The 9,089-nt window shown below is 69.9% G+C and carries 11 protein-coding genes, 1 tRNA gene and 1 pseudogene; 8 read left to right on the top strand and 5 right to left on the bottom strand.

Annotation, left to right across the window (positions count from 1 at the left end):
- The first annotated feature begins 65 nt into the window (after positions 1 to 65).
- Positions 66 to 1,271: an FAD-dependent monooxygenase gene (locus GVO57_RS03260; RefSeq protein ID WP_160591807.1), complete on the top strand. Its 1,206-nt coding sequence runs from the start codon at positions 66 to 68 to the stop codon at positions 1,269 to 1,271.
- A 97-nt stretch (positions 1,272 to 1,368) separates the two neighbouring features.
- On the opposite strand, the pseudogene GVO57_RS03255 reads toward GVO57_RS03260, so the two are convergent.
- Positions 1,369 to 2,314: pseudogene (locus GVO57_RS03255) on the bottom strand (isoaspartyl peptidase/L-asparaginase family protein).
- A 147-nt stretch (positions 2,315 to 2,461) separates the two neighbouring features.
- On the opposite strand from GVO57_RS03255, the gene ispG reads away from it, so the two are divergent.
- Genes ispG through GVO57_RS03235 form a run of 4 tightly spaced genes read left to right on the top strand, consistent with a single transcriptional unit; the run spans position 2,462 to position 5,360 of the window.
- Positions 2,462 to 3,598, top strand: a complete 1,137-nt coding sequence (ispG, locus tag GVO57_RS03250; protein ID WP_160591805.1) for a flavodoxin-dependent (E)-4-hydroxy-3-methylbut-2-enyl-diphosphate synthase — start codon at positions 2,462 to 2,464, stop codon at positions 3,596 to 3,598.
- A 37-nt stretch (positions 3,599 to 3,635) separates the two neighbouring features.
- Positions 3,636 to 4,835, top strand: a complete 1,200-nt coding sequence (locus GVO57_RS03245) for a DMT family transporter (protein WP_327785537.1) — start codon at positions 3,636 to 3,638, stop codon at positions 4,833 to 4,835.
- Positions 4,729 to 5,046 (top strand): GNAT family N-acetyltransferase, encoded by a 318-nt coding sequence (locus GVO57_RS03240; RefSeq protein WP_327785553.1) that lies wholly within the window; start codon positions 4,729 to 4,731, stop codon positions 5,044 to 5,046. Before GVO57_RS03245 ends, GVO57_RS03240 begins: the two co-directional genes overlap by 107 nt.
- On the top strand, positions 5,046 to 5,360 hold the full coding sequence (locus tag GVO57_RS03235) for a DMT family transporter (RefSeq protein WP_160591801.1): 315 nt from the start codon (positions 5,046 to 5,048) through the stop codon (positions 5,358 to 5,360). Before GVO57_RS03240 ends, GVO57_RS03235 begins: the two co-directional genes overlap by 1 nt.
- Before the next feature lie 65 nt (positions 5,361 to 5,425).
- Here GVO57_RS03235 and GVO57_RS03230 read toward each other — a convergent pair.
- A tRNA-Gly gene (locus GVO57_RS03230) sits at positions 5,426 to 5,500 on the bottom strand.
- 146 nt (positions 5,501 to 5,646) lie between these two features.
- Between GVO57_RS03230 and GVO57_RS03225 the strand changes: the two genes are divergently transcribed.
- Genes GVO57_RS03225 through GVO57_RS03215 form a run of 3 tightly spaced genes read left to right on the top strand, consistent with a single transcriptional unit; the run spans position 5,647 to position 7,378 of the window.
- Positions 5,647 to 6,543, top strand: a complete 897-nt coding sequence (locus GVO57_RS03225; RefSeq protein WP_160593793.1) for a tetratricopeptide repeat protein — start codon at positions 5,647 to 5,649, stop codon at positions 6,541 to 6,543.
- Positions 6,543 to 7,166 (top strand): LON peptidase substrate-binding domain-containing protein, encoded by a 624-nt coding sequence (locus GVO57_RS03220; protein WP_160591799.1) that lies wholly within the window; start codon positions 6,543 to 6,545, stop codon positions 7,164 to 7,166. Before GVO57_RS03225 ends, GVO57_RS03220 begins: the two co-directional genes overlap by 1 nt.
- A complete protein-coding gene (locus GVO57_RS03215) occupies positions 7,163 to 7,378 on the top strand; it encodes a Trm112 family protein (protein ID WP_160591797.1) in 216 nt (71 codons plus the stop codon). The genes GVO57_RS03220 and GVO57_RS03215 overlap by 4 nt, the downstream gene beginning before the upstream one ends.
- 6 nt (positions 7,379 to 7,384) lie before the next feature.
- Here the strand turns inward: GVO57_RS03215 and GVO57_RS03210 are convergent, their stop codons facing one another.
- The 3 genes from GVO57_RS03210 to pal form a co-directional block, all read right to left on the bottom strand.
- Positions 7,385 to 7,603, bottom strand: coding sequence for a toxin-antitoxin system HicB family antitoxin (locus GVO57_RS03210; protein WP_160591794.1), 219 nt, complete (start codon positions 7,601 to 7,603; stop codon positions 7,385 to 7,387).
- Between the two features lie 2 nt (positions 7,604 to 7,605).
- Entirely contained in the window at positions 7,606 to 8,487 is an 882-nt protein-coding gene (locus GVO57_RS03205; protein ID WP_160591793.1) for an SPFH domain-containing protein, read from the bottom strand.
- A 73-nt stretch (positions 8,488 to 8,560) separates the two neighbouring features.
- The gene (gene pal / locus GVO57_RS03200; protein WP_160593792.1) at positions 8,561 to 9,067 is read right to left on the bottom strand and encodes a peptidoglycan-associated lipoprotein Pal; all 507 of its coding nucleotides are present in this window, start codon (positions 9,065 to 9,067) and stop codon (positions 8,561 to 8,563) included.
- Between the last annotated feature and the right edge of the window lie 22 nt (positions 9,068 to 9,089).

Here is a 9,089-nt window from a genome sequence, read left to right as displayed (position 1 = left end):
CGGGGGCGTGAGGCACCGGCGATCGCCGCTGGTGATGCGGTGTGCGAGGCGCTATCTGTCAGGCCATGGATAGCGACGTCATCATCCTCGGCGGCGGCCTTGTCGGCCTGACACTGGCGCTGGCGCTCGACGCGCACGGCCTGTCGTCGACGGTCATCGATCCGGCCGAGCCGGCCACGGTGCTTGCCCCGGCGTTTGACGGCCGGGCATCGGCCATCGCCTCGGCGAGCTGGCGGATGCTCGAGGCGATCGGTCTTGGCGCGCGGCTGGAGGGCAAGGGCTGCCCGATCGCCGCGATCCGGGTGTCGGACGGGCTGAAACCGGGCGCGCTGGATTTCGAGCCCGCGGCCGATGACGGCGCGCTGGGCATCATGTTCGAAAACCGGGCGCTGCGCCACGCGCTCCACGCTGCCGCCGCCGATGCCGCCAATGTCACGCTGCTGATGCCGGCCCGCCCGGTCGCGACCGAGCGCGGCGAACATGGCGTCATGGTGCGCCTGGCCGATGGCCGCGAGGTGCGCGCGCCGCTGCTGATCGCGGCCGAGGGGCGCCAGTCGCCGACGCGCGAGGCGGCGGGCATTCCCATCGCGCGCTGGCAATATGAGCATGTGGCGATCATCGCGGCGATCGAGCATGAACGCCCGCACGACAATATCGCCTATGAGATTTTCTATCCCGAAGGTCCGTTCGCGATCCTGCCGATGCTGCCGGGCAACCGTTCGGGGCTGGTCTGGTCGGTCACCCGCGACGATGCGCCGGGCTATCTGAAGCTTGGCCCGCGCGGCTTCGTCGCCGAACTGCACAAGAAGATGGGCGGGCTGCTCGGCGACATGAGGCTCGCCGCGCCGCTGTCCAGCTATCCGCTCGGGTTCCACCATGCCGCGCGCATCACCGATCAGCGGCTGGCGCTGGTCGGCGATGCGGCGCACGGCATTCACCCGATTGCCGGGCAGGGCCTCAATCTCGGCCTGCGCGACGCCGCCGCGCTCACCGAGGTGCTGGTCGATGGCGCGCGGCTGGGGCTTGATCTGGGTGATCAGCAGCTGATGGACCGGTATCGCCGCTGGCGCAGCCTCGACACCTTCCTTGTCGCGGCATCGACCGACGGGCTGGCGCGGCTGTTCGGCATTCGCGGCGAAGCGGCATCGGCGGTGCGCCGCTTCGGGCTGGGCGCGGTGCAGCGGGTGCGCCCGCTCAAGCAGCTGTTCATGGCCGAGGCGCGCGGCGAGGCGGGCGATCTGCCCCGGCTGCTTGCCGGGGCGATGGTCTGACGGTCAGGTCGCCTGCGGCAGGACCGTCACCGCTCCAGCTGTTTGTTTTGCCGCGTTTTCCGGGCCGTCAAGTGATTCCACCTGACTGGAAACCGCTCTAGCCTTCATCGCCATAGATGGCGACCTGGCGCGCCCCCGATGCATCGGCGCGGCCCCGGTACATGCCCCGGCTGTTGAACAGCCAGAAGCCTTCGCCCCCCGGCCCGGCGACGATCGTGCCGCCGGTGCCGCCCAGCGCCCCATATCGGCGATGGCGGCGGCGGCGGCGCTGCGCAGATCCTCCCCGCCAGCCGCACCCGCGCCGCGATCTCATGGCCGACCCCGGCGCGGATGAAGAACTCGCCCGCCCCGGTGCAAGACACCGCCCCGGCGCGATCATCGGCATAGGTGCCGGCCCCGATCAGCGGCGAATCGCCGATCCGCCCCCAGATCTTGCCCATCACCCCGCCGGTCGAGGTCGCGGCCGCGACATGGCCGTCGCCGTCGCACGCGACCGCGCCCACCGTGCCGTATTTCATCTCGATATCGAACGCGTCGCCGCCGCTGCTCAGCAGCTCGCCCAGCTGGCGGCGGCGTTCGGGCGTGGCGAACCAGTCCGGCCCCGCTTCGGGCAGGCCCTGTTCGCGGGCGAACAGATCGGCCCCCGAGCCCGACAGCAGCACATGCGGGCTTGCCTCCATCACCCGCCGCGCGAGCGTGACCGGGTTGCGGGTGGCGGTCACGCCGGTCACCGCGCCGGCGCGGCGGTCGCGCCCGTCCATCACCGCCGCGTCCAGCTCGATCCGGCCGTCACGGGTGAACACCGCGCCGCGCCCCGCATTGAAGGCGGGATCATCCTCCAGCACGCGCACCGCCGCCTCGGCGGCATCGAGCGCGGTCCCGCCCGCAGCCAGGATCGCCGTCCCGGCATCAAGCGCCGCCGCCAGCCCGGCGCGCGCCGCCCGGTCCTGTTCGGCAGACACGGTGTCGCGCGTCAATATCCCCGCGCCGCCATGGACGACCAGGCTCCACCGGCCCTGCGATCTTGCTTGTGCTTCGGTCATGCCGGGTGCCCTAGCGTCACTGCGTTTCCTGCGCCACCCGGCTGCCGGTTTGCGCCCGGCTTTGGCCATTGGCGCGCGGTTGCTTCCGGGGGCGGGCACAGCCTGCTATGACGCGCAGGGTCTTCCTTGCAGGTGAACGGGAACAGCATGTCCGTACGTCCCTGGCGCGATATTGCGCGCCGTCAGTGCCGCCAGATCATGGTCGGGAACGTGCCGGTCGGCGGCGACGCCCCGGTGACGGTCCAGACGATGACCAACACCCCGACATCCGATGTCAAGGCGACGATCGACCAGATCCGGCGCTGCGAGGAGGCGGGGGCCGACATCATCCGCGTGTCCTGCCCCGATGTCGAAAGCACGGCGGCGCTGAAGCAGATCGTGCGCGCGGCGCGCGTGCCGATCGTCGCCGACATCCATTTCCACTACCAGCGCGCGCTGGAGGCGGCGGATGCGGGGGCGGCGTGCCTGCGCATCAATCCGGGCAATATCGGCTCGGCCGACCGGGTGCGCGAGGTGGTCAATGCCGCCAAGGCCAATGGCTGCGCGATCCGCATCGGCGTCAATGCCGGCAGCCTGGAGCGCGATCTGCTGGAAAAATATGGCGAGCCCTGCCCCGAGGCGCTGGTCGAATCCGCGCTCGACCATATCCGCATCCTCGAGGATCATGATTTCCGCGAATACAAGGTGGCGGTGAAGGCGTCGGACGTGTTTCTGGCGGTCGCCGCCTATCAGCAGCTGGCCGAGGCGGTCGACTGTCCGCTGCATCTGGGCATCACCGAGGCGGGCGGGCTGATCGGCGGCACGGTCAAGTCGGCGATCGGGCTGGGATCGCTGCTGTGGTTCGGGATCGGCGACACGATCCGCGTCTCGCTGTCGGCCGAACCCGAGGAGGAAGTGCGCGTCGGCTTTGAAATCCTGAAGGCGCTCGGCATCCGCAATCGCGGCGTGCGCATCGTCTCCTGCCCCAGCTGCGCGCGCCAGGGGTTCGACGTGATCCGCACCGTGGAAACGCTCGAGGCGCGGCTGCAGCATATCCGCACGCCGCTGTCGCTGTCGGTGCTGGGCTGTGTCGTCAACGGCCCCGGCGAAGCGCGCGAGACCGATATCGGCCTGACTGGCGGCGGTGCCGGCAAGCACATGGTCTATCTGTCGGGCGTCACCGACCATCATGTGAACGATGCCGACATGATCGACCATATCGTCCGGCTGGTGGAGGCCAAGGCGGCCGAGATCGAGGCGGCGAATGCGGCGGCCGACGGCGTTGCCGCCCGGTCGCAGCGGTGAACGGCGCGGCGCAGGCTGCCGAATAACCCCCGGCCCCGTGCCGCCCGAACGGGGCCATGACGTCATGCCGGTGCCGCCGACCCTTGCCCTGCCGCTGGCCGCCGCCTGCGCCGGAATCGCGCTGTTCGCGCTGATGGACGCGGCGATGAAGGCGGCGGCGATCGCGATCGGGGCCTATAGCGCGATGCTGTGGCGCGCGCTGATCGGCACGGTGCCGACCGGGCTGGCGTTCTGGGCGGCGGGGATGCGCTGGCCGGGCGGTCATGCGCTGCGGCTGCACATGCTGCGCGGCGCGATCACGGCGGTGATGGCGGTGCTGTTTTTCTGGGGCATTGCGCGGATGCCGCTGGCCGAAGCGGTGGCGCTGACCTTCGTTGCGCCGCTCGCCGCGCTCTATCTCGCGGCCGTGCTGCTCGGGGAAAAGGTGCGGCCGGCGGCGATCCTCGGCTCGCTGCTCGGGCTGGCGGGCGTCGGCCTGATCCTGGTGGCGCGGGGACAGGCGGGCAGTGGCGGCGTCGGCTTTGCGGGGCCGGTCGCGATCATCTGCTCGGCGATGCTCTATGCGGTCAACCTCGTGCTGATGCGCAAACAGGCGCTGGTCGCCCGCCCGCTCGAAGTCGCGTTTTTCCAGAATCTGACCAGCTTTGCCGTGCTGATGCTGGCCGCGCCCTTTGCCGCGACATGGCCGTCGACGGCGGAAATCCCGCTGCTCGCGCTCAGTGCGCTGCTCGCCACCGTGTCGCTGCTGCTCACCTCCTGGGCCTATGCGCGGGCCGAGGCGCAGGCGCTGATCGCGGTCGAATATACCGCCTTTGGCTGGGCGGCGCTGATCGGCTGGCTGGCGTTCGGCGAACGGCTGGGCTGGCCGGTCATGGCCGGAACAGCGCTGATCATCGCCGGTTGCATCATCGCCGCGCGCGGCCAGCCAAAGGCGGCGGTCGGCGCGGCGCAAGGGGGACTGGATGACGGAGAATATCGCGATCCGGCTGGCGCGGCCGGGGGACGAGGGCGAGGTGCTGCGGCTGATCAAGGCGCTGGCCGTTTACGAACGCTGCCCCGATGCGGTGGCGGCGACGGCCGAATCGCTGCGCGCGACGCTGTTCGGCCCGGCCCCGCAGGTCTTCGCCTTTCTGGCCGGGCCGGAGGCGGCACCGGTCGGCCTTGCGCTCTGGTTCCAGACCTATTCGACCTGGACCGGGCGGCCGAGCCTGTATCTGGAAGATCTGTTCGTCGATGATTCGGCGCGCGGCCAGGGGGTGGCGCGGGCGCTGCTCCGCCGGCTGGCGCAGGAGGCGCTGGCGCGCGACTGTGCGCGGATCGACTGGGCGGTGCTCGACTGGAACACCGAAGCGATGGCCTTTTACCGGCGGATCGGCGCGCGGGCGCAAAGCGGCTGGCAGCCCTGGCGGATCGAGGGCGCGGCGCTCAGCGCGCTGGCGGCGGGCTGATGGCCTGGCTGCTGCTGATCCTGGGCGGGCTGTTCGAGGTCGGCTTCACCACCTGCCTGCGATTCGTCGACGGGTTTCGCAACATTCCCTGGACGCTCGGCTTCCTCGGCTCGGTGACCCTGTCGATGAGCCTGCTCGAACTGGCGGCGCGGCAGATCCCGCTCGGCACCGCCTATGCGGTGTGGACCGGGATCGGCGCGATCGGCACGGTCATGATCGGCGTCCTGTTTTTCGGTGAGGCGGCAACACCGCTCCGGCTGGTGCTGCTGACCGCCATCGTCCTGTGCATCGCCGGGCTGAAGCTCATCGGCTGACAGGCCGACAGGCCCGCGCGGCATGGCCGTGCGCTGCCGGTGGATTTCGATGCTGTCTGGAAAACTGGAGCGGGCGAAGGGATTCGAACCCTCGACCCCAACCTTGGCAAGGTTGTGCTCTACCCCTGAGCTACGCCCGCTCTGGCGCCGTTGCCCCGGCGGACCGGGGCGGGTGAGGTGGCGGGCATTAGCGCCTGATTCGGATGTGCGCAAGTCCCTTGGCATATGCCGGCTTTGCCCCACATAAGGGGGCACACAACGGAGCGTGAAAGTGGCCAGTTTGGGATTGAGCCCCGCCGAGCGCGAGGCGATCGAGACGTTCAAGCGCGAGGTCATCGAACCATCGATGACGTCGCTGGTGATTCTCGATTTCTGGGCGCAGTGGTGCGGCCCGTGCAAGGCGCTGGCGCCGATCCTTGAAAAGGTCGCGGCCGATTATGCCGACAAGGGCGTCCTGCTCCGCAAGATCGACGTCGATGCGAATCAGCTGATCGCCGCGCAGTTCCGTGTCCAGTCGATCCCGACGGTCTATGCCGTCCATCAGGGGCAGCTGGTCGCCGACCTGACCCCGGCGCGCACCGAGCGCCAGCTGGCCCAGGCGCTCGACCAGATCCTGAAGCAGCTGAACATCACCGGCGCCGCCCAGGCCCGCGAGGCCGAACTGGAACCGCTGGTCGCGATGGGGGAACAGGTGCTGGCCGAAGGCGATGGCCCGCGTGCCGTCGGCATTTTCCGGCAGCTGGCCGACATGGCACCCGAGGAGCCGGCGGTCGTCTCCGGCCTTGCCCGTGCGCTGGTCGCGGCTGGCGAGGTCGAGGAGGCGTCCACGCTCCTCGCCGGGCAGAGCGAGGCGGTGCGCAAGGATCCGGCCGTCGCCCGGGCCGAATCGGCGGTTGCGCTGGCGCGCGAGGCACCGGCGGTTGCCGATCTGGCCGGTCTGCGTGCGCGGGTGGCGGCGAATCCCGGCGATCTGGCCGGGCGTTATGACCTGGCCGGCGGGCTGATGGCGGCGGGCGACCGCGACGGGGCAGCCGATGAGCTGCTGGCGATCATCGCTGCCGAGCGCGACTGGAATGACGGCGCGGCGCGCACCCGGCTGCTGCGCCTGATGGAGGTTGTCGGGCTGGAGGACCCCTGGGCGGCGGCCACGCGGCGGCGGCTTTCGGCGGCGCTGTTCACCTGATGGCCGAGGGCGCCACCCGGCTGTCGGTGTTTCCCCTGGGCGGGGCGCTGCTGTTTCCGCGCATGCAGCTGCCGCTGCACATTTTCGAGCCGCGCTACCGGGCGCTGGTCAGCGATGCGATGGCGCGCGACCGGCGCATCGGCATGGTGCAGCCGCGCGGCCCCGGCGATCCGCCGCCTTTGTTCGAAATCGGCTGTGTCGGCCGCATCGCGCATGTCGAGGCGCTCGACGATGGCCGCTACAACATCATCCTCGAAGGGCTGGCGCGGTTCCGCATCCTGTCCGAACTGCGCGTGGCGACGCCGTTCCGCCAGGTCGAGGCGCAGCTGATCGACGATGCGCCCGAAGATCCGCTGCCGCTGGCGCAGCGCGCGGCGCTGGAGACCGAATCGCGCCGCTTCGCCGAGGCGCAGGGCTATGCGGTCGACTGGAACGCGGTCAGCCGGCTCGACGACGAATCGCTGGTCAATGGCATCGCCCAGATCGCGCCGTTCGACACCGCCGCCAAACAGGCGCTGCTCGAGGCACCTGACCTTGCCGACCGGGCCGAGCTGATCATCCAGCTGATGCAGTTTTTCGGCCGGCATGGCGGCGAGCGCGACGATCCGGTGACGCTTCAATGAGCGGGGCCGACGACTCGCCTGCGCCCGCCGCGCTCGACCCCCGGCTGCTTGCCGTGCTGGTCTGTCCGCTCACCCGCACGCCGCTGCGCTATGACGCGGCGGCCGGGGAGCTGATTTCCGATGCCGCCGGCCTTGCCTATCCGGTGCGCGGCGGCGTGCCGGTGATGCTGGTCGAGGAAGCCCGGCAGATCGGCGACCGCGCGCCGGCCTGACCGTGTTCAGCCGCGTGGCGGTCGGCCGCGCCGGGCCGGTGCCGGCGCAGCGACCTGGATACCGCGCCGCGCCAGCGCCTCGCGCAGCAGCGCCTCGATCTCGGCATTGACCGAGCGCAGTTCCGCCGCCGCGCAGCGCTCGATCGCGGCGTGCAGGGCCGGATCGAGACGCAGCGCAAAGGGCTTGCGCCCCGGCGGTGGGGAATCGGCGGGCGGTGCCGCCATCGTCACTGATACAAGGTGCCGGTGTTGACGACCGGCTGGGTGTCGCGTTCGCCGCACAGCACGACCATCAGGTTCGACACCATCGCCGCGCGGCGTTCATCGTCCAGTTCGACGACATTCTTCTGCGACAGCAGCTCGAGCGCCATTTCGACCATGCCGACCGCCCCTTCGACCAGCGTCTGGCGCGCGGCGACGACCGCCTGGGCCTGTTGCCGGCGCAGCATCGCCCCGGCGATTTCGGGCGCATAGGCCAGATGGGTGAAGCCGCATTCATCGACCGCGATGCCTGCGGTCGCCAGCCGCTTCATCAGCTCCTGGCGCAGTTCCTCGCCCACCTCGTCATGATTGCCGCGCAGCGTGACCTCGGCATGGGTGAAATCGTCATAGGGATAGCGCGATCCGATGGCGCGCACCCCGGCCTCGATCTGCACATCGGCAAACGCCTTGTAATCATCGACGTCGAACAGCGCCTGGGCGGTGTCGGTGACCCGCCACACCACCTGTGCGGCGATCTCGATCGGGTTGCCGCGCAGATCGTTGACCTTCAGGATCTCGCTGACCAGGTTATTGGCGCGCACCGACACTTTTTTGCGGACCAGCCACGGCCAGGTCCAGCGCAGGCCGGTGCCGCGATCGGTGCCCAGATAGGCCCCGAACAGGATGATCGCCGCCGCCTGATTGGGCTGCAGCATGTAAAAGCCCGGCGTGATGACCAGCAGCGCGATGGCCGCCGCGACCAGCAGCGGGCCGTTCTGCGTCGCCGCCGCCAGCCCGATGACGCCGACCGCGCCAAGCAGCAGCAACAGCATCACATAGCCATTGACCGCCTGGGTCGAGCGTTCGCGGCTGACGTTCAGCGCCTGATGGGGTGTCTCGCTAGTCATGGTGCCTCCCGAAAATATGATATCATATTAATATCATTTTCCGGGAGGCGCAAGCTGATCCGGGGACCCGTCGTTACTGGACCGTCACGGTGACGGCGCGGCGGTTCTGCGCCCAGGCGGCCTCGTCCGATCCGGTCGCTTCGGGGCGTTCCTTGCCATAGCTGAGCACGCTGATCCGCGCCGCATCGATGCCGAGCGAGGCGAGATAATTCTTCGCCGCATTCGCCCGGCGTTCGCCCAGCGCGAGATTATATTCGCGGGTGCCGCGTTCATCGGCATGGCCCTCGATGGTCACGCGCACCTGCGGATATTGGCGCAGATAGGCGGCCTGGCTGTCGAGCACCGCCCGGTCGGTCGCGTCGACATCCGACTGGTCGGTGTCGAAATAGATGCGGTCCGACTGCACGGCGGCGCGGAAATGCTCCTGGCTGCCCGGCTGCGGGCCGGCATCGGGCGTCGGCGTCGCCGCCTGGCTCTGTTCAACCGGCGGCGGCGGCAGGTCTTCGGCCTTGGGCGTCTTGGCGCAGCCCGCAAGCGCGATCAGCGCGGCCGAGGCCAAAAGGGCGGGGGAAAGGCGGATCATCTGGGTTCTCCTTTTTGGC

This window comes from Sphingomonas changnyeongensis, from assembly GCF_009913435.1.
Taxonomy (GTDB): Bacteria; Pseudomonadota; Alphaproteobacteria; order Sphingomonadales; family Sphingomonadaceae; genus Sphingomonas_B; species Sphingomonas_B changnyeongensis.
This window is presented reverse-complemented; position numbering and strand designations above follow the sequence as displayed.

What these genes read in the sequence shown, in the direction of transcription:
- GVO57_RS03215 (WP_160591797.1), top strand. Translation starts at nt 7,163, where the DNA reads ATGAGCGGGGCCGACGACTCGCCTGCGCCCGCCGCGCTCGACCCCCGG.
- ispG (WP_160591805.1), top strand. Translation starts at nt 2,462, where the DNA reads ATGTCCGTACGTCCCTGGCGCGATATTGCGCGCCGTCAGTGCCGCCAG.
- GVO57_RS03210 (WP_160591794.1), bottom strand. Translation starts at nt 7,603, where the DNA reads ATGGCGGCACCGCCCGCCGATTCCCCACCGCCGGGGCGCAAGCCCTTT.
- GVO57_RS03260 (WP_160591807.1), top strand. Translation starts at nt 66, where the DNA reads ATGGATAGCGACGTCATCATCCTCGGCGGCGGCCTTGTCGGCCTGACA.
- GVO57_RS03205 (WP_160591793.1), bottom strand. Translation starts at nt 8,487, where the DNA reads ATGACTAGCGAGACACCCCATCAGGCGCTGAACGTCAGCCGCGAACGC.
- GVO57_RS03235 (WP_160591801.1), top strand. Translation starts at nt 5,046, where the DNA reads ATGGCCTGGCTGCTGCTGATCCTGGGCGGGCTGTTCGAGGTCGGCTTC.
- GVO57_RS03220 (WP_160591799.1), top strand. Translation starts at nt 6,543, where the DNA reads ATGGCCGAGGGCGCCACCCGGCTGTCGGTGTTTCCCCTGGGCGGGGCG.